Origin of the sequence: Streptomyces radicis (genome assembly GCF_003626575.1) — a bacterium.
GTDB classification, from domain to species: Bacteria; Actinomycetota; Actinomycetes; order Streptomycetales; family Streptomycetaceae; genus Streptomyces; species Streptomyces radicis.
Genome location: NZ_RBDY01000039.1, coordinates 1 through 23,368 on the forward strand (window position 1 = coordinate 1; position 23,368 = coordinate 23,368).

22 protein-coding genes and 2 pseudogenes are annotated in these 23,368 nt (G+C 73.9%); 13 read left to right on the forward strand and 11 right to left on the reverse strand.

The window, feature by feature from the left end; translation table 11 throughout:
• A pseudogene (locus D7318_RS34340) lies at positions 1–127 on the forward strand (IS630 family transposase); the annotation flags it as partial.
• Positions 128–131: 4 nt separating this feature from the next.
• On the opposite strand, the gene D7318_RS29230 reads toward D7318_RS34340, so the two are convergent.
• A complete protein-coding gene (locus tag D7318_RS29230) occupies positions 132–620 on the reverse strand; it encodes a MarR family winged helix-turn-helix transcriptional regulator (protein WP_120700259.1) in 489 nt (162 codons plus the stop codon).
• A gap of 140 nt (positions 621–760) precedes the next feature.
• Between D7318_RS29230 and D7318_RS29235 the strand changes: the two genes are divergently transcribed.
• Positions 761–1,990, forward strand: a complete 1,230-nt coding sequence (locus tag D7318_RS29235; RefSeq protein ID WP_120700260.1) for an MFS transporter — start codon at positions 761–763, stop codon at positions 1,988–1,990.
• Here the strand turns inward: D7318_RS29235 and D7318_RS35075 are convergent.
• Together D7318_RS35075 and D7318_RS29250 are read right to left on the reverse strand one after the other, a co-directional pair.
• Complete coding sequence (locus tag D7318_RS35075) at positions 1,930–2,145, reverse strand: hypothetical protein (RefSeq protein ID WP_183091760.1); 216 nt, start codon at positions 2,143–2,145, stop codon at positions 1,930–1,932. The genes D7318_RS29235 and D7318_RS35075 overlap by 61 nt on opposite strands.
• Before the next feature lie 867 nt (positions 2,146–3,012).
• Positions 3,013–3,972: a phosphotransferase family protein gene (locus D7318_RS29250; RefSeq protein ID WP_408055554.1), complete on the reverse strand. Its 960-nt coding sequence runs from the start codon at positions 3,970–3,972 to the stop codon at positions 3,013–3,015.
• Between the two features lie 338 nt (positions 3,973–4,310).
• Between D7318_RS29250 and D7318_RS29255 the strand changes: the two genes are divergently transcribed.
• A complete protein-coding gene (locus tag D7318_RS29255; RefSeq protein ID WP_120700262.1) occupies positions 4,311–5,138 on the forward strand; it encodes an alpha/beta fold hydrolase in 828 nt (275 codons plus the stop codon).
• A gap of 28 nt (positions 5,139–5,166) precedes the next feature.
• Here the strand turns inward: D7318_RS29255 and D7318_RS29260 are convergent, their stop codons facing one another.
• On the reverse strand, positions 5,167–5,742 hold the full coding sequence (locus tag D7318_RS29260; protein ID WP_120700263.1) for a DUF1707 and FHA domain-containing protein: 576 nt from the start codon (positions 5,740–5,742) through the stop codon (positions 5,167–5,169).
• 280 nt (positions 5,743–6,022) lie between these two features.
• Here D7318_RS29260 and D7318_RS29265 point away from each other — a divergent pair, with 280 nt between their 5' ends.
• From D7318_RS29265 to D7318_RS29280, 4 genes are all read left to right on the forward strand, one after another.
• On the forward strand, positions 6,023–6,958 hold the full coding sequence (locus D7318_RS29265; RefSeq protein ID WP_120700264.1) for a GNAT family N-acetyltransferase: 936 nt from the start codon (positions 6,023–6,025) through the stop codon (positions 6,956–6,958).
• A gap of 80 nt (positions 6,959–7,038) precedes the next feature.
• Positions 7,039–8,805 carry a malto-oligosyltrehalose trehalohydrolase gene (treZ, locus tag D7318_RS29270; RefSeq protein WP_120700265.1) on the forward strand — a complete coding sequence of 589 codons (1,767 nt, stop codon included), beginning with the start codon at positions 7,039–7,041 and terminating at the stop codon, positions 8,803–8,805.
• A 15-nt stretch (positions 8,806–8,820) separates the two neighbouring features.
• Complete coding sequence (locus D7318_RS29275; protein WP_120700266.1) at positions 8,821–9,345, forward strand: SRPBCC domain-containing protein; 525 nt, start codon at positions 8,821–8,823, stop codon at positions 9,343–9,345.
• 46 nt (positions 9,346–9,391) lie between these two features.
• A complete protein-coding gene (locus tag D7318_RS29280; RefSeq protein ID WP_120700267.1) occupies positions 9,392–10,339 on the forward strand; it encodes a carbohydrate kinase family protein in 948 nt (315 codons plus the stop codon).
• Here D7318_RS29280 and msrB read toward each other — a convergent pair.
• The 4 genes from msrB to D7318_RS29300 all read right to left on the reverse strand — a co-directional run bounded on the left by msrB (position 10,293) and on the right by D7318_RS29300 (position 13,675).
• The gene (gene msrB / locus D7318_RS29285; RefSeq protein ID WP_120700268.1) at positions 10,293–10,709 is read right to left on the reverse strand and encodes a peptide-methionine (R)-S-oxide reductase MsrB; all 417 of its coding nucleotides are present in this window, start codon (positions 10,707–10,709) and stop codon (positions 10,293–10,295) included. The two genes, D7318_RS29280 and msrB, sit on opposite strands and share 47 nt — an antisense overlap.
• A 52-nt stretch (positions 10,710–10,761) precedes the next feature.
• Complete coding sequence (murC, locus tag D7318_RS29290; RefSeq protein WP_120700269.1) at positions 10,762–12,174, reverse strand: UDP-N-acetylmuramate--L-alanine ligase; 1,413 nt, start codon at positions 12,172–12,174, stop codon at positions 10,762–10,764.
• A 94-nt stretch (positions 12,175–12,268) separates the two neighbouring features.
• Positions 12,269–12,736, reverse strand: coding sequence for an indole-3-glycerol phosphate synthase (locus D7318_RS29295; protein WP_120700270.1), 468 nt, complete (start codon positions 12,734–12,736; stop codon positions 12,269–12,271).
• Between the two features lie 147 nt (positions 12,737–12,883).
• Positions 12,884–13,675, reverse strand: coding sequence for a pyrimidine reductase family protein (locus D7318_RS29300; protein ID WP_120700271.1), 792 nt, complete (start codon positions 13,673–13,675; stop codon positions 12,884–12,886).
• Positions 13,676–13,768: 93 nt separating this feature from the next.
• Here D7318_RS29300 and zapE point away from each other — a divergent pair, with 93 nt between their 5' ends.
• The 4 genes and pseudogenes from zapE to D7318_RS29320 all read left to right on the forward strand — a co-directional run bounded on the left by zapE (position 13,769) and on the right by D7318_RS29320 (position 18,175).
• A complete protein-coding gene (zapE, locus tag D7318_RS29305) occupies positions 13,769–14,872 on the forward strand; it encodes a cell division protein ZapE (protein ID WP_120700272.1) in 1,104 nt (367 codons plus the stop codon).
• A gap of 36 nt (positions 14,873–14,908) precedes the next feature.
• A complete protein-coding gene (locus tag D7318_RS29310; protein ID WP_120700273.1) occupies positions 14,909–15,775 on the forward strand; it encodes a PPK2 family polyphosphate kinase in 867 nt (288 codons plus the stop codon).
• A 214-nt stretch (positions 15,776–15,989) separates the two neighbouring features.
• Positions 15,990–17,262 (forward strand): annotated as a pseudogene (locus D7318_RS29315) (DUF692 domain-containing protein).
• A gap of 28 nt (positions 17,263–17,290) precedes the next feature.
• A complete protein-coding gene (locus D7318_RS29320) occupies positions 17,291–18,175 on the forward strand; it encodes a TIGR04222 domain-containing membrane protein (protein ID WP_120700274.1) in 885 nt (294 codons plus the stop codon).
• 19 nt (positions 18,176–18,194) lie between these two features.
• On the opposite strand, the gene hemQ is transcribed toward D7318_RS29320, so the two are convergent.
• From hemQ to hemE, 3 genes are all read right to left on the reverse strand, one after another.
• A complete protein-coding gene (gene hemQ / locus D7318_RS29325) occupies positions 18,195–18,905 on the reverse strand; it encodes a hydrogen peroxide-dependent heme synthase (protein WP_120700275.1) in 711 nt (236 codons plus the stop codon).
• A 67-nt stretch (positions 18,906–18,972) separates the two neighbouring features.
• Positions 18,973–20,364: a protoporphyrinogen oxidase gene (gene hemG, locus D7318_RS29330; RefSeq protein WP_230424206.1), complete on the reverse strand. Its 1,392-nt coding sequence runs from the start codon at positions 20,362–20,364 to the stop codon at positions 18,973–18,975.
• A 19-nt stretch (positions 20,365–20,383) separates the two neighbouring features.
• On the reverse strand, positions 20,384–21,415 hold the full coding sequence (hemE, locus tag D7318_RS29335; protein WP_230424208.1) for a uroporphyrinogen decarboxylase: 1,032 nt from the start codon (positions 21,413–21,415) through the stop codon (positions 20,384–20,386).
• Positions 21,416–21,548: 133 nt separating this feature from the next.
• On the opposite strand from hemE, the gene D7318_RS29340 reads away from it, so the two are divergent.
• A complete protein-coding gene (locus tag D7318_RS29340) occupies positions 21,549–22,139 on the forward strand; it encodes a DUF3000 domain-containing protein (protein WP_230424210.1) in 591 nt (196 codons plus the stop codon).
• Positions 22,140–22,554: 415 nt separating this feature from the next.
• On the forward strand, positions 22,555–23,214 hold the full coding sequence (locus tag D7318_RS29345; protein WP_113685988.1) for a response regulator transcription factor: 660 nt from the start codon (positions 22,555–22,557) through the stop codon (positions 23,212–23,214).
• Positions 23,215–23,368: the final 154 nt, after the last annotated feature.

A 23,368-nucleotide genomic window follows, 5' to 3' on the forward strand; every position in this document is an offset into this window, starting at 1 on the left:
AGACATCCGTAACTGGATCGCCGCCTGGAACACCGACCCGAAGCCCTATGTCTGGACGAAGAGCGCAGACGAGATCCTCGAACGCCTCGCCAGCTATCTGAACAGAATTCCTGACTCAGGACACTAGACCATCAGTGCTCGTCCGCGGGCCGCGGCTCACGCGTGGGCGTGGGCCGGGCGTCGAGGGCGCGAACGGCCTCGACCAGCGGCGCGAGGACCGGTCGGCGCTCGGCCTCGGCCAGCGCCTCGCTCAGCGCCGCGTCGTTCGTCGGCCGGGCCTTCGCGAGCAGGCGGCGGCCCTCGTCGGTCACATCGGTGTAGATGCCGCGGCGGTCGGTGTGGCACAGGAAGCGGGAGAGCAGGCCGCGGTCCTCGAGGCGGTTGACCAGGCGGGTGGTGGCGCTCTGGCTGAGCGAGAGCGCGTCGGCCAGCTCGTTCATCCTGAAGTGGTCGTTCTCCTCGCCCTCGGGCTGCTGGTCCAGCACGGTCAGCACCGAGAACTCGCGGGCGCTGAGGGCGTGTTCGGCCTGGAGCGCGCGCTCGATGTGGGCCTCGATGCGGTCGTGCAGCGTGCTCAGGGCGCACCAGCTCTGCGCGAGGTCAGGGACGGGACGCGTCATCGCCTCTCCTCCTCTTCCTGTTCCCCGGCTCGGCACCCAGCCTAACGCAAGCGCGCAATAGCCAGCGGTTGCAGATATAGCGCGTGTGCAATTATTGTCGGCGCCGGTAACAACCGCACGCATACAGCTCTGGAGAATCCATGCCCCTCGCGCTGCTGGCGCTCGCCGTCGGCGCCTTCGGGATCGGCACCACGGAGTTCGTGGTGACCGGACTGCTCCCCGAGGTCTCCGACGCCTATGGCGTCTCCATCCCCACCGCGGGCTTCACCGCCTCCGGCTACGCGCTCGGCGTCGTGCTCGGCGCGCCCCTGACGGCCCTCGCCGGGGCGCGGGTGTCACGCAAGCGGATGCTGACGCTGATGATGGTGCTCTTCATCGCGGGGAACGCGCTCTCCGCCGTCGCCCCGGCCTTCGGCGTGCTGCTCGCAGGCCGCGTCGTGGCGTCGCTCGCCCATGGCGCGTTCTTCGGCATCGGCTCGGTCGTGGCCGCCTCGCTGGTGGCGCCCGAGCGGCGGGCCGGTGCGATCGCGTCGATGTTCACGGGCCTGACGGTGGCGAACGTGGTCGGCGTCCCGGCCGGGACCCTGCTCGGGCAGCAGGTCAGCTGGCGGCTGACGTTCGCCGTGATCGCCGTCATCGGGCTGGTCGCGCTCGCCGGGGTGGCCACCCTCGTGCCCGAGGGGGCCGGAGACGCGCCGGGCGGCGAGCGGACCGGCGGCCCCGGCATCCGCGGCGAGCTGGCCGCGTTGCGCAACACCCAGGTGCTGCTGGCCATGGGCATGACCGTGCTCGGCTTCGGCGGCGTCTTCGCGGCGATCACCTACATCGCGCCGATGATGACCGAGGCCGCGGGCTACGCCGAGTCCACCATCACATGGCTGCTCGCCCTGTTCGGCGTCGGGCTCGTGGCGGGGAACCTGGTGGGCGGCCGATACGCGGACCGCGCGCTGATGCCCGTGCTCTGCACGACGCTCACCGCCCTCGCGGTCGCGCTGGCCTCGTTCACCTTCACCGCCCATGACAAGGTCGCGGCGGCGATCACGCTGACGCTGATCGGCGCGTTCGGCTTCGCGACCGTGCCGCCGCTCCAGAAGCGGGTCCTCGACCACGCCGCCGCGGCGCCGACCCTCGCCTCGGCGTTGAACATAGGCGCCTTCAACCTCGGCAACGCCCTCGCCGCCTGGCTCGGCGGCCTGACGCTCACGGCCGGAGCCGGGGTGACCGCACCCAACCTCGTCGGCGCCGCGATGGCGACCGGCGCGCTGATCCTCGCCGCGCTCGCCGCCGCCCTGGAACGCCGCGACCGCGCCTACGCCGGGCGGCGCGTGCGCAGGGTGGTGAGGGCGTCGGACAGGGCGACGTCCAAGTAGCCGATGTCGTCGGTCGCCCGGAGGATGGCGACGCCGCCCGCGAGCGCGGTCAGCACGGCGGTCGCCGCCTGGTCCGGATCCGTCCGCCGGTCGACCTCGCCGGAGTCGCGCACGCGGCGGTCCATCCGGCGAGCGACGAGGTGGCGTTCACACATGGCACGGACGTGGACGGGGGTCGGGTGGGGGCGGCGGTGATCGCTGTCGGCGAATTCCAGCGGCGGGGGCGTTTGCGGGGCGGCTACGGGCTGGACGTCCTCCCGTTCGCCGCCTGCCGGGTGGTCGGTTTCGTGGTGGGTGCGGGTTACTGAGGGCACCTACGGGGGGGAGGGGCGTCGGGTGACCGGCCGTCCCGGTCAACGGGAGCTCTCGTCGCTGGCCGGGACCGTTCGCCGAACGGGCGCGGCCGCGAAAGGTAGTTGGCGGCCGTTTTCCCGGTGGTCGGTTGCGGTGGCGCGCACCCTTCGGGCCTGCCCTGGCCGCCCGAAGCGTTTTCAAGCCTGGCGTCCGATGAGCTGACGTAGCGCGCCGGTGAGCCAGCGCGGGTCGCCCCCTCCGGAAGGTGGGCCCGTCTTTATCCAGCGCCTACCCGAGGAGGGGTGCCCTTCTGACACGCGGCACACTTTGTGTTGAACAGAACGTGCCCCGTTTCAGAAGAGCACCCGGCCTCGCGTAAGCGAGGCATAAAGCCCAGCGGGCCCGCTGAACGACGCGCGCGCCCGCCCCGGACCGGCCCGCTCCCTCAGCTCAACGTGCGCGCGGTGAACGACGAGAGCGGCGGCCAGGGCAGGCCCGAAGGGTGCGCGCCACCTCGGCAGACCACCGGGAAAACGGCCAAAGACCACGGCAAGCGGCCGCGCCCGTCTGGCGAACGGTCCCAGCCGACACAACAGAGGCCGGTGACCGAGACGGCCGCACACCCGACACCCCTCCCCCCGTAGGTGCCCTCAGTAACCCGCACCCCCAGAAACAGACCAACCGGCAGGCGGCGAACGGGAGGACGTCCAGCCCTTAGCCGCCCCCACTCAACAGCCCCGCACCCCCAACAGCCCCGCGACATACCCCTCCAACCGCCGCGCCACCCGCCCCGGCGTGAGATCGGCCCGCCCCAGAGCGCGCCACGACGTGGCGACCCGCTCCGCATCGGGCGCATACGCCAGCGCGTCGAGAAGCCGCCAGTAGCGATGGGTGGCCGGGGGCGCGAGGGTGCCGCCGAGGGCGCGGTAGCGCTCGGTCAGGCGCGTTGCCGCCCGCGAACCATGGAGCAGGGCCAACGCCGTCGCGCAGTGGGCGACATCGAGGTCGGGCGGCCCCCACGACGTTTCCACCCAGTCGACAACCCCCGTGACGCGCGGGCGCGTTCCTTCGCCATCGAAGAGGACGTTGCCGGGGTGGAAGTCCCGGTGGAGGAAGCAACCCTCGTACTGCGGCGGCTCGTTGGCGATCACCTCGATCGCACGGCGCCACACCTCGGGCCTCGTGGTGGCCTCGGGAACCCGGACCCGCTCCGGCGAGGTCCACGCCTGGTAGACGCGCGGGCGAGCGGACGGCGGGACGTTCACCCGGTGGATCGCGAGGAGTTGACGGGCCAGGGGATCGATGCGGGCCTCGTGGTCGGCGTCGTCGAGGCGCACCGCGCCGGGGAGCAACGACATGAGCAGGGACGGGTGTTCGCACTCCGCCGCCACGGGGTCGACGCCGAGGAGGGCCGGGGCAGGAACGTCGTCCACCGTCGCGAGCAGGCGCAACGTGTCGGCCTCGCGGTTCAGCAGCCCCTCGGCATGGGTGACGAAGAACGGGGCGACGAACGTGCGCAGGACGGCGTGGCCCGGCGCGTCCGGGGGGCCTTCGAGACGCAGGCGGCGCATGACGGAAGTCCAACCGCCGTGCAGGCGCTGGCTGTCGACGACGCGGGCGGCGGGGTGGGCGGCGCGTTCCGCCCAGGCCCGCGCCTTCACCCAGCTCAACTCCGGTGCCACCCCCACATGGCGAGCGTAGCCGGGAACCCACCCGCCCCAGCGCGGGCCCCATCGGCCCCCGCCCTCTGACTCCCCGGCGGGCACCGCCCGCCCGGCGGTGGTGTCACACCCCTTTACAGGGGCGTGTCGCCCGACTACGGTCCCGTCTTGGGAGCGCTCCCATGAACGACTCGCCCCCACATCTCCGGCCTGCCACCCCACCTTCCAGCCCCCGCCAGGGTGGCAGGCCGGCCTTAGGCCATCGTCGGATTTGTCCGGTTAATCGGTTTTCTTCGGCTAGCTTGGCCCGGAGGGCGCCCGAGGCACGGCGCCCCGTCGCACGAGCAACCCGAGAGGAAGCCCGCATGGGGCACCAGCACATCACCACCCGCGACAACACCGCGATCCACTACAAGGACTGGGGCAGCGGACGGCCCGTCGTCTTCAGCCACGGCTGGCCGCTCAACGCCGACACCTGGGACATCCAGCTGCGCCTGGTCGCCGAGAACGGCTACCGCGGCATCGCCCACGACCGCCGCGGCCACGGCCGCTCGGGCCAGCCGTGGGACGGCAACGACATGGACACCTACGCCGACGACCTGGCCGAGGTGCTGGAGCAGCTGGACATCCGCGACGCGGTGCTGGTGGGCCACTCCACCGGCGGTGGCGAGGTCGCCCGCTACATCGGGCGGCACGGCACGGACCGGGTGTCGAAGGTCGTGCTGCTCAGCTCGATCCCGCCCCTGATGCTCAAGAACGCGAACAACCCCGAGGGCACCCCGATCGATGTGTTCGATCAGCTCAGGTCACAACTGCTCGCCGACCGGTCGCAGTTCTACAAGGATCTGAGCGCGATGTTCTACGGCGCCAACCGCCCGGGCTCGTCCGTCTCCCAGGGCACGCGTGACGCCTTCTGGCTGATGTCCATGCAGGTGGGGATCAAGGCGGCGTACGACTGCATCAGGCAGTTCTCGGAGACGGACTTCACCGAGGACCTCAAGCGCATCGACGTCCCTGCGCTGATCGCGCAGGGCGACGACGACCAGATCGTGGCCTACGCCGCGGCCTCGCCGAAGACGGCGGAGATCGTGTCCGACGCCACGCTGAAGACGTACCCGGGCGCGCCGCACGGGCTCGTCGGCTCCTACCAGGACGCGTTCAACACCGATCTGATGACGTTCATCAAGAGCTGAGCGGGGCGCCCCCGGGGGCTCGGGCCGGTCAGAGCGCGGGCGCCGCGGCGAGGCGGAACGCCACGCTGCCGAAGCCGACCAGGTCCCCCGGGGCGACCGGCACGCGGTCGGCGACGCGGCGCCCGTTGACCCAGGTGCCGTTCGCGGAGCCGAGGTCGCGCAGCAGCCAGCCGGTGCCGACGCCGTACAGCTCGGCGTGGTGGCGTGAGACGCTCCCGTCGCTCAGCCGCAGGCCGCAGCCCGCCGCGCGGCCTATGGCCAGCGGGGCCGCGCCGCCGGGGTCGGGCAGGACGAGCTCGGGCAGGCCCCTGGACTCCCAGGCGATCCGCAGCCGGTGGCGGAACGTCATGACGCGGGTCATCGAGTCGACGACCCAGCCGGTGCGGGGGCGGGGCCGCGGGGGCTCGTGGCGGTGGGGGAGGTCGCGGACGGCCGCGTACAGCTCGTCGGGCAGGCGGGCCGTCATGACCTGCGCGATCCGGCGCTCGAAGGTGTCCTGGGACACCCGGCCCTCGACCATGCCCTCCCGCAGGACGTCGAGCGCGCGCTCCCGGTCCGCGTCGGAGATCCGCGGAGGAGGAGTGCCGTACTCGACTGAGGCCATGGGGAAATTGTCCGCGACAGTGCGCTTCCCTGTCCAGGTGCGGTCGCGGCGGGGGCAGTTGGGGTCGGGGCGGCCGGGGCCGGGCGGGGCCGGGCGGGGCCGGGGATTATTCGCTTGGCCGCGTCGCGGGGCGCGGGCTAAGGTGCGGCAACGCCCTCGGACGGAGGAAGGAGGCGCTCGCCATGTCTGGTTCCCGTTTCGCGCGCCTCCGCCGCCCCCTCGCCGGGCGTGTTCAGGGCTGACCGGAAGCGCGCACAGCCTTTCGGAAGGTTTCTCTTTCATGACCTCTGAGTTGGTCATTCGCGCCCTTGTCGAGGACGAGGCGCGCGAGGTCTTCACCTCCCTGTCCGACCCAGGGCTCGTGGGCCGCCCGCTGGCCGATCCGCCGTTCAACGCGTACGAGACCCGCGCCGCCGGGGGCGAGTACCGGCCCGACTGGACGTTCGTCGCCGAGCGCGACGGCACGGTGGTGGCGCGGGCGGCGTTCTGGGCGGGCCCCGACGACGACGAGCCGGTGGCGTTGGACTGGTTCGACTTCACCGACCCCGCCGCGGGCGTCGCGCTGCTGCGCGAGGCGCCGCTGCGCGCGGACTACGAGCTGCTGCTGCCGCCCGGCTGGCGGGACTCCCCCGCCGTGCGGGAGGCGGCGAGGGCCCGGGTCGAGGCGGCGACCGAGGCGGGCTGGACGCCGCTGGTCGAGCGCCACCGCTATCTGTGGACGCCGCGGTGCGGCCTGCCCGAGCGGACCGGGCGGCTCGTCCTGCGCCCCGAGCCGGACGACGAGGTGGTGCTCGACGTGCTGCGCCGGGTGCACGGCGACACCCTCGACCAGCACGCCAGGCGGGCCGTCGAGCAGGGCGGCGTGGACCTGGCCGCGCGGGAGGAGATGGACTTCTTCCGCTGGTGTCCCTCGCCGCGTGAGTGGCTGCGGCTGGCGTACACGCCGGGGGGCGAGCTCGTGGGCATCCAGGTGCCCGCCGAGAACATGACCACGCCCGTGGTCGGCTTCATCGGCGTGGTGCCGGAGCAGCGGGGCCACGGATACGGGTACGACCTGCTGGTCGAGTGCACGCGCGACCTGGTGGACCACGGCGCGGAGCGGATCGCGGCGGCCACGGACGTCGGGAACGTCCCGATGGCCAAGGGCTTCGCGCTGGCCGGGTATCCGGTGACCCAGCACCGCTTCCGCATGACCCGGCCAGGAGGCGCCGCGTAGGTCGGAGCCGGGCGGGGCGACGCGCGTCCGTCCCGCCCGGCGTTCTGGCGAACGGTGCTCCGCGCCCCGAGCATGGGTCCATGCTCTTCGACGTGTGGGCACCCTGGGCCCGGCAAGTGACGCTGCACCTGTCGATGCGGCCCGTTCCCATGGAGCGGGATCCGGACCGTGTGGGCTGGTGGGTGGCGGAGGAGGAGGCGGGGCCGGGGGCGCGGTACGGGTTCGCGCTCGACGACGGGCCCGTGCTGCCCGACCCGCGGGCCCGCCGGCTGCCCGAGGGCCCCGAGGGGCCCGCCGCGGTGACCGACCCGGGGGCGTTCCCGTGGCGCCACGACTGGGCGGGGCGTGGGCTGCCCGGTGCGGTGCTGTACGAGACGCACATCGGGACGTTCACGCCCGAGGGCACGTTCGACGCGGCGGCCGGGCGGCTCGGCCATGTCGCGGCGCTCGGGGTCACCCATGTGGAGCTGATGCCGGTGTGCGCCTTCCCGGGGCGGCACGGGTGGGGCTACGACGGGGTCGCGCCGTGGTCGGTGCACGAGCCGTACGGCGGGCCCGAGGGGCTTCAGCGCTTTGTCGACACGGCGCACGGGCACGGGCTCGGGGTCGTCCTCGACGTCGTGCACAACCACCTGGGGCCCTCGGGGAACCGGCTGCCCGAGTTCGGCCCGTACTTCACGGAGGCGCACCACACGCCGTGGGGCGCGGCGGTGAACCTGGACGAGCACGGCTCGGACGAGGTGCGCGCGTACTTCGTCGGCAGCGCCCTCGCGTTCCTGCGGGACTACCGCGTCGACGGGCTGCGGCTCGACGCGGTGCACGCGCTCGTCGACAACCGCGCCGAGCATGTGCTCGCCCAGCTCTCCGCCGAAGTGGACGCGCTGTCCGAGGAGTTGGGGCGCCCGCTGTTCCTGATCGGCGAGTCGGACCGCAACGACCCGCGCACCACCGCGCCCCGCGCGTGCCACGGCCACGGGCTGCACGCGCAGTGGAACGACGACTTCCACCACGCCCTGCACTGCGCGGTGACCGGCGAGTCGCAGGGCTACTACGCGGACTTCGCGCGGGCCCCGCTCGCGACCCTGGCGAAGACGCTGGAGCGGGGGTTCTTCCACGACGGCGGGTACTCGGCGTTCCGCGGCAGGCGGCACGGCAGGCCGTTCGACCGCGCCGCGACGCCCGCGCACCGGCTGCTCGGCTACGCGCAGACGCACGACCAGGTCGGCAACCGTGCCCTCGGCGACCGCGTCGCGACGCTCGCCGGGGAGGAAGGGTCGGCGATCGCGGCGGCGCTCGTGCTGTGCGGGCCCTTCACGCCGATGCTGTTCATGGGCGAGGAGTGGGGGGCGGTGACGCCCTGGCAGTACTTCACCGACCACCAGGACCCCGAGCTGGCCGAGGCGGTGCGCAACGGGCGGCGGCGGGAGTTCGGCGCGCACGGCTGGCCCGCCGAGGAGATCCCCGACCCGCAGGACCCGGCGACGCGTGACCGCTCGTGCCTCGACTGGTCGCGGGTGGACGGCGGTGCCGGGACCGAGGGGGACGAGCCGTGGCTGCTCGGCTGGTGCCGACGGCTGATCGCGATCCGGCACGCGCACCTGCCGCCCGGGCTGACGCTCGCCGATGTGCGGGCGCTCGCGGACGACGCCGCCGGGTGGCTCGTGGTGCACAACGGCCCGCTGACCGTCGCCGTGCACGTGGGCGAGGGCGGCGAGGCCGTCGTTCCGCTGGGGGACGGCGCGTTCGAGAGGCTGGCGACCACCCACCGCTGCCCGCCGCCCGAAGGCTCGGGGGTGCTGCGGCTCCCGCCGCGCGCGGCGGCCGTGCTGCGCCGCGTCGCGGAGTGAGGGAGTGTGGGCGGCATGAGCGATCCACTCCCCCAGCAGCCGGTGGCGGCCACGCTCGAGCCGACGGGCGAGGGCCGGTGGGCGCTGGCGCTCGAGCGCGAGCTGTCGAGCACGGCGGAGGGGGCTTGGGCGGCGCTCACCGAGGCGGAGTGGGTCGCCCGGTGGGCGCCCTACACGCCGGGCCGCGACCTGGACTCCCCAGGGCCCGTCGCCATGCCCGAGACGGACCCGGCGGATCCCGCGCCACAGGGGGCGGTGCTCGCGGTCGCGCCGCCGCGGCTGCTGACGCTCGCGTGGTACGGGGACGAGCTGCGGTTCGCGCTGACGCCCGCCGACACGGGGACCCGGCTGCGGCTCACGCACGTGTTCGGCGACGGGACGCGGGCCGCCGAGTTCGCCGCCGGATGGCACCTGTGCCTGGCCGCGCTGACCGGCTCGTTGGAGGGCAGGGCGGTGCCGCGGGTGGTGGGCGAGGCGGCGCGGGCACACGGCTTCGACCGGCTGCGCGACCAGTACGCCGATCTTCTCGGTGCGCCCTGACGCCCGAGGTGAGCCGCCGCGTGGGACCTTCCGTACGCTGTGCGCCATGGATGACGTGCTGGTGATCGGCGGCTCGGGAGTGGACACGATCGTCCGCGTCGAGCGCCTCGAAGTGCCGGATCAGGACCTGCTGCACGTGGAGCCGGTGTACGACTACGTGGCCCACTCGGGGACGGGGTACGCGCTGGGCTTCCACGCCCTGGGGCGGCGGACGACGTTTGTCGACTACCTGGGCGACGACCCGCAGGGCGGGCTGCTCAGAGCGCGGTTCCGGGGCGCGGGCGTGGCGTTCGAGACGCTGCCCGCGCCGAACGGGACGCCCCGCAGCGTCAACCTGGTCGACGCGGAGGGGCGGCGTTTCTCCTTCTACGACGGGCGGCACCCGGCCGATCTGCTGCTGCCCCCCGAGTTCGTGCTGCCGCGGGTGGAGCGGGCGCGCCATGTACACCTGTCGCGCGCGCACTTCACGCGCGACCTGCTTGACGAGCTGGAACGACGCGGGGTGCCGACGTCGACGGATCTGCACGCGTGGGACGGCGATGACCCTTCGGCGGCGCCGTGGGCGTTCGGCACGGACTTCGTGTTCCTGTCGGCGGCCGGGATCCAGGGGCGGGTGCCCGAGGTGCTACGGATGATCCTGGCCAAGGGGCGGGCGCGGGTCGCGGTGGCGACGGACGGGTCACGCGGCTGCCACGTGCTGGCGCGGGACGGCGGCGAGGTCAGGCACTACCCGGCCGTGACGCCGCCCTCACCCGTGGTGGACAGCAACGGGGCGGGCGACGCGTTCGCCACGGCGTTCCTGCACACGTGGCTCGGGAGCGGTCCCGACGCCGATCTCGACCAGTGCGCGCTGGCCGGTCTCGTGGCGGGGGCGTTCGCGTGCACCCACCACGGCACGGCCGAGCGGCACATCACCGCCGCGGAGCTGGCCGCGGCGGTGGACGAGATCAGGCGGCAGGGTCCGCCGGATCCAGCCGGATGGCGATGGAGTTGATGCAGTACCGCAGGTCGGTGGGGGTGTCGTAGCCCTCGCCCGCGAACACGTGGCCGAGGTGCGAGCCGCACGTCGCGCACAGCACCTCGGTCCTCGGGCGCCCCGGCAGCGAGTGGTCCTCGCGGGTCTCCACGGCGTCGCTGTCCTTGGGGTCGAAGAACGAAGGCCAGCCGCAGTGCGACTCGAACTTGGCCGCCGAGCGGAACAGCTCGGCGCCACAGGCGCGGCAGTGGTACGCGCCCTCGGTCTTGGTGTCGGTGTACTCGCCCGTGAAGGCGGGCTCGGTCCCGGCCTGGCGCAGCACCCGGTACTCCTCGGGGGTCAGCTGCTCCCGCCACTGCTCATCGGTCCTGTCGACCTCGTATGCCATGGTGCTTTCCGTCTCCTTCGAAGGTCACCTGGTCCGTGTCGCCCGCGTCCGGTCAGCCGGAGAGCCGGGCGAGGATCTTGGGGCCGAGCTCGGTGACATCGCCCGCGCCCATGGTGAGAACGAGATCCCCCGGCCCGGCGATTCCCGCGACGACGTCGGGGACGGCGTCCTTGTGCGGCTCGGGGGTCACATCGGCCCCGTGGGCGCGGGCGGCGTCGACGATCACCTGGCTGGTGACGCCGGGGATGGGGTCCTCGCGGGCGGGATAGATGTCGAGGACGACGCACGCGTCGGCCAGCGCGAGGGCCTGGCCCATCTCGGCGCCCAACTCACGGGTCCTGCTGAAGAGATGCGGCTGGAAGACGACCAGCAGCCGCCCGCCGTCCGCGCCGCCGCGGATGGCCTCGAGGTCGGCGGCCATCTCCGTGGGGTGGTGGGCGTAGCTGTCGATGATCCGCACGCCGCGGGCCTCTCCCTGGAGGGTGAGGCGGCGGCGGGCGCCGGTGTAGGTGCCGAGCGCGGTGGCCAGCGCGTCCGCGGGGACCCCGGCGGCGACGCCCGCGGCGAGGGCGGCGACGGCGTTGTACGCGTAGTGGCGCCCCGGAACGGAGACGCGGAACGCGATCTCGCGGCGGCCCCCGCCGTCCCGCCCGTCGAGGGACACGGTGACGCGGCTGGTCAGCCCGTCCGGCTCGAGCGCCGTGACCCGCACGTCCGCGTCCGGCGCCTCGCCATAGGTCACGATCGCCGGCCCCTCGCGCCCCGCGAGGCGGGCGGTCAGGGTGCGGGCGCCGTCCTGGTCCGCGTTGACCACCAGGGTGCCGCCGGGGACGATCCGGTCGGCGAACGTCTCGAACGAGGCGTGGATCTCGTCGAGCGACGCGTAGGTGGCGTGGTGGTCGAGCTCGACGTTGAGGACGATCGCCACCTCGGGCCTGTACCGGTGGAAGCTGCGGTCGCTCTCGTCCGCCTCGGCCACGAACAGGTCGCCTTCGCCCGACTCGGCGTTGGAGCCTGGCGAGTCGAGGTCGCCGCCGATGGCGTACGAGGGCGCGAGCCCCAGCGCGGTCAGGCCGACGGCCAGCATCGACGTGGTGGTCGTCTTGCCGTGGGTGCCCGCGACGGCGATGGTCCGCAGCCCCTCCATCAGGGCGGCGAGGGCCTCGGAGCGGTGGACGACGGGGATGCCGCGGGCGTGGGCCTCGGTCAGCTCGGGGTTGTCCTGGCGGATGGCGCTCGAGACGACCACGGCGGTGGCGTCGGGGGCGAGGTGCCCGGTGGCGTGGCCGATGTGGACGGTGGCGCCGATGGCGCGCAACGCGGCGGCGGTTTCGGAGTCCTTCGCGTCGCTGCCCGCGACCCGCGCGCCGCGGCGGGTGAGGATCTTGGCGATGCCCGACATGCCGGCGCCGCCGATGCCGATGAAGTGGGGCCGTTCCATGGCGGGCGGGATCGCCGGTGTCATGCGTGTGTCTCCCTGCTGCTCGACGCGCTGCTTGTCGTGCCGCGGTACGTCCCGCTGGACGTGCGGTCGCGAGGGGACGATTGTCGCACCCGGCTCACTCCGCGTGCGCGAACAGCTTGAGCACGGGGACGCCGACCTTGTGCCTGGCCCTGGACGCCCAGTCGCGGTGGAACAGCTCCTCCACGTAGTGCGGCGCGGTCAGCACCACGACCTCGTCGGCCTCGGTCTCGCGGACCACGGACGTCAGCACGTCGATCGGGTGCTCATCGACCACCCGTCCGACGGCGTCGGCGCCGGTGGCGCGCAGCGCGGAGAGGGAGACCTCGAGGGCGTGGTGGGCGGGTCGGAGCGCGTCCTGGCCCTCCGGTACGTCGCTCTCGCGCACGGCGTCCCCCAGCTCCCCGAGCGCCACGTCGTCGAGCGCCCGCAGCAGCCGGTCCTGTTCGCCTCTCGGCTGCATCAGCACCACGAACGACAGCGACTCCTCGCCGTGCAGCGTGGTCACCAGCTCGACGTCGGTGGGCACCATGGGCTTTTCGATCATGAGGACAGTCGTGATCATGGGGAGCGCCCTTCGTCGCGGCCGGGTCCCGCGCCGCCCGGCAGAAACCATCCTTCCCCGTGGGCGCACGGGACGTTGCGCCTTTTCAGTCTGCCCACACCAGGATAAGCGGAACGTCACATTCCGCAGATTGTCGGACGCGGCTCGTCAGAGGCGGCGGTAGCGGCCGAAGAGGAAGCCCGCGTCCTCGAGCAGATCGGTCAGCGCGAACTCCCGGGGATCGGCGAGCTCGGGGCCGCTCATGACGCGGGGCGCGGTGCCCACGGTGACGCGCGGCGCCGTGGTCAGACACAGCTCGTCCACCACGCCGGCGGCGGCGAGTTGACCCAGCAGCCGGGGGCCGCCCTCGGTGAGCATCCGCGTGAGGCCCAGCCCCGCGAGGGCGGGCTTGACGCGGGTCGGGTCCACCATCGCCTCGTCACCCGCGGTGACCACCTCGGCGCCCGCGGCGCGGGCGGCGGCGAGACCGGCGTGCGGGGCCTTGGCGCCCGTGATCACCAGGGTCGGCACCAGCGGATCGGTGAACAGCGGCAGCGAGAAGTCCAGGTGCAGGCTGGCGCTGACGACGGCGATCGCGGGCGCCTCGGTCTGCCCCGCCGCGAGCCGGCGCTCGACGAACTCCGCACGCCGGCGCGCGGGCCGGTAACGCTCCTCCCGCACGGTCTCCGCGCCCACGAGCACCACGTCGGCCAGGGCCCGCAGCACGCCGAAGACGCGCATGTCGGCCGGGCCGGAGAGCGGCTTGGAACGCCCCCCGTGATGGGCGGCCCCGTCGGCCGACGACACCATGTTGGCGCGCAGCCAGCCGGTGCCCGTGGGCTGGTCGGCGGGGTAGGCGTAGGCGTCGGCGAGCTCATCGAGGTCCCACTCGCGGTCGTCGGGCGCCGCGGCCCCGGCGGGTCCTGGTGGAGGGGACAGCGGGGGGAACAGGCGTCGCATGAGGCGCAGTGTGGCACACGGGGGCGTGCGCGGCCCGTTCACGCGGGGCGCTCGGGACGACGGGCTCGGGCGTGGCGCGTACAGTGGGAAAACGTGTCTTCCCCCGCCTCGGCCACCCCTTCGGGCACCCCCGTCTCGCTGAGCGGGCGCGAGCCCGGGGTCGCGCCCGAGCGCCTGGTGGGCGAGCTGGTGCCGCCGCCCCGCTTCGACGGGGCGCGTTTCGACACCTATGTCCCCGACCCCGCGCGGCCGAGCCAGCACGCGGCGATGAAGGCGCTCAACGAGTTCGCGGCCGGGCTCGGCGACGAGCCGGCGGGGCGCGGCGGACGGCGGGCGCTGTGGCCGCCGCGGGCCAGGCGTCGGCAACGTGACCCCGAGCCGCGGGGCGTCTACCTGGACGGCGGCTTCGGCGTCGGCAAGACGCACCTGCTCGCCTCGCTGTGGCACGCGGCCCCGGTGCCGCCAGGGCGGAAGGCGTTCTGCACGTTCGTCGAGCTGACGCACCTCGTCGGCGCGCTGGGCTTCCAGGGGGCGGTGGCCGCGCTCGCGGGGCATCGGCTGCTGTGCGTGGACGAGTTCGAGCTCGACGACCCCGGCGACACCGTGCTGGTCTCCTCGCTGCTCGGCCGCCTCGTGGTGGAGGGCGTCGCGCTGGCCGCGACGTCGAACACCCTGCCGGGGCGGCTGGGCGAGGGGCGCTTCGCGGCGGCCGACTTCCTGCGGGAGATCCAGGGGCTCGCCGCGCACTTCCGCGCGCTGCGCGTGGACGGCGAGGACTACCGGCACCGCGGCCTGCCATCGGCGCCGCCCCCGCCCGACGAGGCCGAGGTCAGGCGCGCGGCCGGGGCGATCCCCCGCGCCTCGCTCGACGACTTCGGCACGCTGCTCGGCCACCTGGCCCGGGTGCATCCGAGCCGTTACGGGGCGCTGTGCGACGGGGTGGAGGCCGTGTGCCTGACCGGCGTGCGCCCTGTCCCCGACCAGGCGGCGGCGCTGCGGCTCGTGGTGCTCGCCGACCGGCTCTACGACCGCGAGCTGCCGGTGCGGGCGTCTGGCGTGCCGTTCGACCAGCTGTTCGGCGAGGAGATGCTGAAGGGCGGCTACCGCAAGAAGTACTTCCGCGCGATCTCGCGGCTCACGGCGCTCGCGCGCGAGGGGGCGGAGCGGGCGCGCCAGGGGCCTGGCCCTGGGGCCTGAGTGGCGGGCGGCGCACGGCGGGACCATCATCGGGGGATGGGGAGCGACGAGGCGACACCGGACGACCTGTCCCTGCGGGCGCTGCTGCGGTGCCAGCCCGGCGAGGCGGCGGACCTGGCGGGGAAGGCGACGGACGGCACTCCGGGGTTCGAGGGGAAGAAGAAGCGGGCGGTCGCGGAGACGGCCACGATGGGCAAGGAGCTGGCCCGCCTCCAGGAGCAGCTGTACGCGGCGGGCTCGGCGGGCGACCGGCGCAGGCTGCTGCTTGTCCTCCAGGGCATGGACACCTCGGGCAAGGGCGGCACGGTCAAGCACGTGGTCGCGCACTTCAACCCCGCCGGGTGCCGCATCAGGGCGTTCAAGGCGCCGAGCGAGCAGGAGCGCGCGCAGCACTTCCTGTGGCGCGTGGACGCGGCGCTGCCGCAGGCGGGCGAGATCGGCATCTTCGACCGCTCGCACTACGAGGACGTGCTGGTCGCCCGCGTGCACGGCCTGGTGCCCGAGGCGATCTGGGCGCGGCGGTACGACGAGATCAACGCGTGGGAGCGCATGCTCGTCGACGACGGCGTGACGGCGGTGAAGGTGTTCCTGCACATCGGCAGGGACGAGCAGCGCGAACGCCTCCTGTCGCGCCTCGACGAGCCGCGCAAGCACTGGAAGTTCAACGCGCGGGACATCGCCGAGCGCGCCCTGTGGTCGGACTACCAGGAGGCGTACGCGGCGGTCCTGACCCGCTGTTCGACGCCCGCGGCCGCCTGGTACGTGGTCCCGGCCGACCGCAAGTGGTACCGCAACTGGGCGGTGAGCCGCCTGCTGCTCGAGCACCTGCGGGAGCTCGACCCCGCGTACCCCCCGGGCGACATCGACGCGGCGGGCTGCCGGGCGGCGTTGCTGGCGGACTGAGCTCGGTGCTTGCGCAGCCGAGCCGTTGTGCGGTGCGGGTGGTGACGCGCCTACGGCGCCTCGCGGCAACGGTCGCTCCCGCGACCAGGGTTGCCCCCGGAGGGCCCCTTTCCGGGCTCGAACCTCAGAAGCAGCTCTGAACCAGGCCATGTGGGGTTCCCGTCCTCCGACCCGGGAGACGACACTCTCACGGGACGGACACGGGGAGGCGCGCATGGGGAGGTTGGGGACGGGCATCGGCTGGCGTCCCGACATCGCGGACGGCATCGAGGAGTTGCCCGGCGTCGAGTGGGTCGAGGTGGTCGCGGAGAACGTGTGCGCCGACCGCCTGCCCGAGGGGCTCGAGCGGCTGCGCCGCCGGGGCACGACGGTCGTGCCGCACGGGGTCTCGCTGGGTCTTGGCGGGGCCGAACGGCCCTCGCCGCGGCGGCTCGTCGAGCTGGCGCACGTGGCGGAGGCGCTGGACGCGCCGCTGGTGACCGAGCACATCGCGTTCGTGCGGGCGGGGGGCGCGCTCACCGGCACGCCCGCGCTCGAGGCCGGGCACCTGCTGCCCGTGCCGCGCACGAGGGACGCGCTCGACGTGTTGTGCGCGAACGTGAGGATCGCGCAGGACGCGTTGCCCGTACCGCTGGCGCTGGAGAACATCGCGGCGCTGTTCGGCTGGCCCGACGACGAGCTGACGGAGGGGCAGTTCCTGGCCGAGCTGGTGGAGCGCACGGGCGTCGGGCTGCTGATCGACGTGGCCAACCTGCACACCAACCACGTCAACCGGGGCGAGGATCCGGCCGAGGCACTGGACGCGCTGCCGCTCGACGCGCTGGCGTATGTGCACGTGGCCGGGGGCGTCGAACGGGACGGGGTGTGGCACGACAGCCACGCGCACCCCGTGCCGCCGCAGGTGCTCGCCGTGCTCGAGCGGCTGTGTGACCGGGTGGCGCCACCGGGTGTACTGCTCGAGCGGGACGAGGCGTTCCCGCCGGTGGCCGAGCTGGCGGCCGAGCTGGCCGCGATCAGGGCCGTGACCGAGGGCGTGCGCCATGGCTGAGCGCGAGAGCGGCACCGCGACGGACGAGGCGGCGACGGACGTCGATGCGGCCAGGCTCAGGCTGGCGCGCGCGCAGGCCGCGTTGCTCACCGCGCTCACGGCGGACGGCCCGGTGCCCGAAGGCTTCGACCCGCGGCGGATACGGATCCAGCGGCAGGCCCTCGCGGCCAAGCGCGTCGGGGTCCTGGCCAGGATCGCGCCCGAGCTGCCGGAGATCATGGGCGAGGGCTACCGGGCCGCGGCGCTCGCCTACGCTGATGCGACGCCGCTGACCGGCGGCTACCGGGACGACGCCATCGGTCTCGCGCGCCACCTGCTGGCCGGGGACCGGGTACCGCCGGGGCCAGCCAGGCGGCGGCTCGAACGGTGGCTGCGCGAACGCGCGGACCGCCCCGCGCGGACCGGCCGCCTCGCGCGGCTGCTGCGCGGCCGGGGATGAAGAGGTCAGGGACGAAGGGGGACCGATCATGACCGTGCTGATAACGGTGGCCTGCGCTGCCGTGCCGCTCGCGCTGCTGCACCTGCTGTACCGCAGGCTCAGGCTGAGCCGACTGCCGGGCGCCACGGGGGACATGTCGTACACGCTCTACGAGGCGGCGTTCCTCTCCGGCGGGCCCGCGCGGGTGGCGGACACCGTCATCTGTGTGATGCGGGACAAGAAGCGGATCACCGTCAAGGGCGGCACCGTGCGCGTCGGGCAGCCGATCGCCGACGACGACCTGGAACGCCAGCTGCTGACCGTGTGCTCGGACTGGAAGGTGCCGCTCAAGACCGTGCGCTCCGCGCTCATTTACAGCCCACCGGTGCAGCGGGTCGGCGACCGGCTGAGCGAGCGGGGGCTGATGTGGCCGCCCCAGCTGTGGCGACCATGGCGCCGCGCGGCGCGGATCAACATGTTCGTGGCGATCGACGGGCTGTTCATCGGGGCGCTCGGGCTGATCTTCTCCGACTCGCCGCTCACGCTGTGGCTGCTGATCGGCTCGGGGCTGGCGCTCGGCATCGGCACCACGCTGGCGCCCAGGCTCCTCGACAGCGGCCGCCTCACGGACAGCGGGCGCGCGCTGCTGGTGGAGATGCGGCGCGGTGAGCCGTTCCCCGGAGGCGGCATGGCGGGCCTGATGGCCGTCGGCGGCACCGTGGCGCTGACGGACGCGGCGCTGCGGGCCCAGCTGGCCAACCCGGCCGCGGCCGCCCCCATCCCCGCCTCGAGCAGCGCGTCGAGCACCGCCTCCTGGGGTGGCGGCTGCGGGGGCGGTGGCTTCGGCCACGACGGCGGAGGCGGGAGCGACGGCGGCGGAGGCGGGGGCAGCAGCTGCGGAGGGGGCGGCTGCGGAGGAGGCGGCGGCAGCTGAGCCGACGGGGCCCAGGCGTTCAGGCGAGGCCCGCGATCAGCTCGGCGACGGGGCGGCGGCGGCCGGTGAAGAACGGGACTTCCTCCCGCACGTGCCGCCGCGCCTCGGAGCCCCGCAGGTGCCGCATCAGGTCCACGATGCGGTGCAGCTCGTCCGCCTCGAACGCCAGGATCCACTCGTAGTCGCCGAGCGAGAACGACGCCACGGTGTTCGCCCTGACGTCGGGGTAGCCGCGGGCCATCCTGCCGTGGTCGGCGAGCATCCTGCGGCGGTCCTCGTCGGGCAGCAGATACCACTCGTAGGACCGCACGAACGGGTAGACGCTCACATAGTCGCGCGGCGTCTCGTCGGCGAGGAACGCCGGGATGTGCGACTTGTTGAACTCCGCGGGCCGGTGCAGGGCCATGTTCGACCAGACCGGCGTGAGGGCGCGGCCGAGGCGTGTGCGGCGGAAGCGGTTGTACGCCTCCTGGAGCGCGTCGGCCGTGGCCGCGTGCCACCAGATCATGAGGTCGGCGTCGGCGCGCAGCCCCGAGACGTCGTAGGTGCCGCGCACGGTGACGTCCTTGGCCGCCAACTGCGCGAACAGGTCGGTCACTTCCTCCGAGAACCCCACGCGGTCATCGGGCAGCGGCTCCCGCAGCCCGAAGACCGACCAGAGGGTGTAGCGGATCGTCTCGTTGAGCTCCGTGGCGCGCTTGCCGACGGACTTCTCGGGTACGGCTGTCATGCGGCTATTCTCCCGCCTCGTCCTGGCCCGCCGCCGCCAGGGTGGGGCATGGCCGTGAGCGCCCGCGTCAGTCGGCGGGCGCGATCGGCAGCGCGCGCAGCAGGTCAGTGACGGCGGCGGTGGCGCCGGCGACGCACGCCGGGATGCCGACGCCGTCGTACGCCGCGCCGCACAGGCGCACCTCGGGCAGCGAGGCCAGGAAGCTGCGGGCCCTGGCGACGCGCGCGGCGTGGCCCACCGTGTACTGGGGCAGCGCGTCCCGCCACCGGGTGACCAGCGCGTCCACCGGCTTGGTGGGCAGGCCCGCCGCGTCGACGAGGTCGTCGAGGGCGGCGCCGATCAGATCGGCGTCGTCCCAGCCCAGCGGGCCGTCATCGCCATGGCGCCCGATCGAGGCGCGCAGGACGAAGAGGTCGGGGTCGGCGGCGGCCGCCCAGTCCCACTTGCCGCTGGTGAACGTCGCCGCCTTGATCGTCCGCCCGTCCACCGCGGGCACGAGGAAGCCGCTGCCGCGCGGCAGCCTGCCCAGGTCGGCGCGGCGGAACGCCAGGGTGACGATCGCCATGGACGCGTACTCGACGCCCGCGAGCTCGCGCGCCGCGGCGGGCGCCTCGGCGGCGAGCAGCCGGGCCGCGGCCCCCGCGGGGGTGGCCAGGACGACGCCGTCGGCCGCGAGGGAACGCCCGTCACCGAGCGCCGCCGCGAAGCCGCGGGCCGTGCGGCGCAGCCCGGTCACCGCGACCCCGGTCTCGAGCGAGGCGCCCTTGGCGCGGCAGTCGGCGGCGACCGCGTCGGCCAGCGTGCCGATGCCGCCGTCGATGCCGGTGAACACCGGGCCGCCGGGCGCCCGTTCGGCCCCCTGCCGCTGCACGGCCCGCACGGCGGCGAGCAGCGAGTCGTGCTCGCGGGCGGCCTCCCAGAGCTTGGGCACGGCCGAGCGCAGCGAGATGCGGTAGGCGTCGCCCGCGTAGACGCCGCCGAGCAGCGGCTCGATCAGGCGGTCCACGACCTCGTGGCCCATGCGTTCGGCGACGAGCTCGCCGACCGCCGCGTCCTCGCCGACCTCGAGCGGGGGCAGCTCGGCGTCACGGGCGATCTGGGCGAGGCCCGCGTCGGAGAGGACCCCGGCGAGCGAGGCGGCCGTCGCGGGGACGCCCATGACATGGCCCTGCGGCATGGGCCGCAGCGCGCCCCTGGTCCAGATGGCGGCGCTCGTCACGGCGGGCGGGCGCAACGACTCGTCGAGTCCGACGGCGCGGGCCAGCTCGACGGCCTCGGGGCGCAGGGCCAGGATCGACTCCGCGCCCAGGTCCACGCGGGCCCCGGCGACGTGCCCGGTGCGCAGCTTGCCGCCGAACCGGTCTGAGCTCTCCAGCACGGTGACGCGGAGCCCGGCGGCCAGCAGCCGGTGGGCGGCGGCCAGCCCGGCGATGCCACCGCCGACGACGATCACATGCATGGGTGCACCTCGGGGCTGGTCAGCGGGCGGTCCGCTCGTGGACGTAGGCGACGAGCCGGGTGAGGGCGTCGGGGTCGGTGTCGGGCAGAACGCCATGGCCGAGGTTGAAGATGTGCCCCGGCAGATCGGCCGCCGCGTCGAGAACGCGCCCCGCCTCCTCCTCGACGACCTGCGGCGGGGCGAACAGGACGGCCGGGTCCAGGTTCCCCTGGAGGGCCATGCCCGGGCCGACGCGGCGGGCGGCCTCGTCGAGCGGAACGCGCCAGTCCACGCCGACGACGTCCGCGCCCGCCTCGCCGAGCAGCCCGAGCAACTCGCCGGTGCCGACGCCGAAGTGGATCCGGGGCACGCCGTGGTGGGCGACGGACGCGAGCACCTTCGACGAGGCGGGCAGGACCGCGCGCCGGTAGTCGGCGGGAGCCAGCGCGCCGACCCACGAGTCGAACAGCTGCACCGCGGACGCGCCCGCCTCGATCTGCACGGAGAGGAAGGTGGCGGTGATGTCCGCGAGCCGGTCGAGCAGGTCGGCCCAGAGCCCGGGGTCCCCGTACATCAGGGCCTTGGTGTGCTCGTGGTTGCGCGAGGGACCACCCTCGACCAGGTAGCTGGCCAGGGTGAACGGGGCGCCCGCGAAGCCGATCAGCGGCGTCTCGCCCAGCTCCGCGGTGACCATGCGGACGGCCTCGGTGATGTACCCGATGTCGTCGGGCTCGAGGGGCCGCAGCCGCTCCAGGTCCGCGCGCCCGCGGATCGGCTCGGCGACGACGGGCCCCACGCCCGGCTTGATGTCGAGGTCGAGGCCGATGGCCTTGAGCGGGACGACGATGTCGCTGAAGTAGACGGCCGCGTCGACGTTGTGGCGGCGGACGGGCTGGAGCGTGATCTCGGTGACCAACTCGGGGCGCGTACAGGAGTCGAGCATCGCGATTCCCTGTCGCGCCTTGCGGTACTCGGGCAGGGAGCGCCCGGCCTGGCGCATGAACCAGACGGGGGTGTGCGGCACCGGTTCGCGGCGGCAGGCCCGCAGGAAGGGGGAGTCGGTCACAGTCACACACAGAAGTCTCCCATGGCCCGTCGAATGACCGGCGCCCCCGGGTGTGGCTCCCGCCGGGCGGACACGCGGGCGCCTAGGGTTACCGGCCATGGCAGCGTCTCGCACCCACCAGGCGGAGGAGTCCGGAGATATGACCGACCCCGACGCGGGGGTCCCCCTTCCCTTCCGGCAGGCGGTCACCGCGCTCGGCGGGGCGCACCCGCGCCCGGAGGTGGCGCTGTCACCGCTGCCCGCGCCGCGCCGCCTCGCGCCCTTCGCGCACGCGCTGGGCGCGGCCGTGGTCGTGGACGGCGACGAGCTGGCGGACGGCCGCTTCGTCCTGCTGCACGACCCGGGGGGCGACGCCTCGTGGCAGGGGGAGTTCCGCGTGGTCACGCTGGCGCGGGCCGATCTCGACCCGGAGCTGGCGACGGATCCGCTGCTGCCCGAGGTGGCCTGGTCATGGCTGACGGAGGCGCTCGACGGCCGCGGCCTCGCCCACCGGGAGGCCAACGGCACGGTGACCAGGGCGGGTTCCAGCTTCTTCGGGGGCCTTGGCGACCAGCCGCCCCGGGCGGAGCTGGAGCTGCGGGCCTCCTGGACACCGGGGGACCCCACCGAGGTGGGGGCGCACCTGCTGGCGTGGTGCGGGCTGCTCGCGCAGTGCGCGGGGCTGCCGCCCGAGACGAGCGGCCCCGCCGTGACCGCGCTGCCCCGCCGCCGCGGCCCGCGCCCCGTCTGAACGCGTCCGGTCCCGTGTGGTCCCGACCGGTCCCGACCGGTCGTCGAGGGCCGCGCGGGACGCGCTTTTCTGTCCGGCCTTGATGAACGATCAGGACATCATGGGCCGAAGGGGAAATCTCGCGGTGTGATGTCACGGCATCACACGCCTGATTCCCGGGGGGTTTTCGTGCTCCGAAGCGCTTCCGAGCGGCGTTCGAGTGGCGTCGAATCGATCCATGTTGTCCAGGTTTCGATGTCGTCGCAGGTCACGGCTGTATCTCTCTTTTTTTATATGCCGGATCACCGGTTCGTGATCATTCCCTAAAGGCGTCGGGACTTCGTGCCGAAGGAGTCAGTGACCCTTCCATCCGGATCGCCCCGACTCCTCCCCCGGAGTCGGTTCCGTCCGTCCCCCATCCCACCCGGGAGGCCCGGTGTCTGTTCTTCTTGAGCACCCCACAAGCCTCGTCGCCTACCGCCCCAACAAGCCCACCGCCATGGTCGTCGTGGCCGACCCCCGGGTCCGTTCCACCGTGACCCGCCATCTGTGGGCCCTCGGCGTGCGGGATGTGATCGAGGCGTCGTCCATCGCCGAGGCGCGGCCCCGCGTCGCGAATCCTCGGGACATCTGCGTGGCCGACGTCCATCTCCCCGACGGCTCGGGGCTGACCCTGCTGTCGGAGACCAGGGCGGCGGGCTGGCCCAACGGCCTGGCGCTCTCCGCCGCCGACGACATCGGCGCCGTCCGCAACGCCCTGGCCGGTGGCGTCAAGGGCTACGTCGTCACCGGCACCCGCAACAACCTCGGTCCACCCACCCGGCACGGCGCCGCGCACATCGGCGCCGCGTCCCGGATGCACCGCCGCCAGCCGGGCGGCCCGGCCCACCAGGGCGGATACCGGGAGCTCTCGGGGCGCGAGGTCGAGGTGCTGCGCCTGGTGGCCGAGGGCCAGTCCAACAAGGCGATCGGCGTCTCCATGGGGCTCTCCGCCCTCACCGTCAAGAGCCACCTGGCCCGCATCGCCCGCAAGCTGGGCACGGGCGACCGCGCCGGCATGGTCGCCGTCGCACTGCGCACCGGCATCATCCACTGAGGAATCCACCGAGAAACCCATCGAGAAACGATCGAGAACCCCTCGAGCCCCGTCCCCTGAGCCCCGTCCTCCTCCACCGGGCTCGGCCACGCCCCCGGTGCCCGCTTCGCGCGGGTACCGGGGGTTTGTGGTGTCAGGGCACGGGCGTGCCGCG

What these genes read in the sequence shown, in the direction of transcription:
- D7318_RS29340 (WP_230424210.1), top strand. Translation starts at nt 21,549, where the DNA reads ATGACCGACCCCGACGCGGGGGTCCCCCTTCCCTTCCGGCAGGCGGTC.
- hemQ (WP_120700275.1), bottom strand. Translation starts at nt 18,905, where the DNA reads ATGACAGCCGTACCCGAGAAGTCCGTCGGCAAGCGCGCCACGGAGCTC.
- D7318_RS29320 (WP_120700274.1), top strand. Translation starts at nt 17,291, where the DNA reads ATGACCGTGCTGATAACGGTGGCCTGCGCTGCCGTGCCGCTCGCGCTG.
- D7318_RS29260 (WP_120700263.1), bottom strand. Translation starts at nt 5,742, where the DNA reads ATGGCCTCAGTCGAGTACGGCACTCCTCCTCCGCGGATCTCCGACGCG.
- D7318_RS29230 (WP_120700259.1), bottom strand. Translation starts at nt 620, where the DNA reads ATGACGCGTCCCGTCCCTGACCTCGCGCAGAGCTGGTGCGCCCTGAGC.
- D7318_RS29310 (WP_120700273.1), top strand. Translation starts at nt 14,909, where the DNA reads ATGGGGAGCGACGAGGCGACACCGGACGACCTGTCCCTGCGGGCGCTG.
- D7318_RS29275 (WP_120700266.1), top strand. Translation starts at nt 8,821, where the DNA reads ATGAGCGATCCACTCCCCCAGCAGCCGGTGGCGGCCACGCTCGAGCCG.
- murC (WP_120700269.1), bottom strand. Translation starts at nt 12,174, where the DNA reads ATGACACCGGCGATCCCGCCCGCCATGGAACGGCCCCACTTCATCGGC.
- D7318_RS29295 (WP_120700270.1), bottom strand. Translation starts at nt 12,736, where the DNA reads ATGATCACGACTGTCCTCATGATCGAAAAGCCCATGGTGCCCACCGAC.
- D7318_RS29300 (WP_120700271.1), bottom strand. Translation starts at nt 13,675, where the DNA reads ATGCGACGCCTGTTCCCCCCGCTGTCCCCTCCACCAGGACCCGCCGGG.
- D7318_RS29235 (WP_120700260.1), top strand. Translation starts at nt 761, where the DNA reads ATGCCCCTCGCGCTGCTGGCGCTCGCCGTCGGCGCCTTCGGGATCGGC.
- msrB (WP_120700268.1), bottom strand. Translation starts at nt 10,709, where the DNA reads ATGGCATACGAGGTCGACAGGACCGATGAGCAGTGGCGGGAGCAGCTG.
- D7318_RS29265 (WP_120700264.1), top strand. Translation starts at nt 6,023, where the DNA reads ATGACCTCTGAGTTGGTCATTCGCGCCCTTGTCGAGGACGAGGCGCGC.
- treZ (WP_120700265.1), top strand. Translation starts at nt 7,039, where the DNA reads ATGCTCTTCGACGTGTGGGCACCCTGGGCCCGGCAAGTGACGCTGCAC.
- D7318_RS29280 (WP_120700267.1), top strand. Translation starts at nt 9,392, where the DNA reads ATGGATGACGTGCTGGTGATCGGCGGCTCGGGAGTGGACACGATCGTC.
- D7318_RS29255 (WP_120700262.1), top strand. Translation starts at nt 4,311, where the DNA reads ATGGGGCACCAGCACATCACCACCCGCGACAACACCGCGATCCACTAC.
- D7318_RS35075 (WP_183091760.1), bottom strand. Translation starts at nt 2,145, where the DNA reads ATGTGTGAACGCCACCTCGTCGCTCGCCGGATGGACCGCCGCGTGCGC.
- hemG (WP_230424206.1), bottom strand. Translation starts at nt 20,364, where the DNA reads ATGCATGTGATCGTCGTCGGCGGTGGCATCGCCGGGCTGGCCGCCGCC.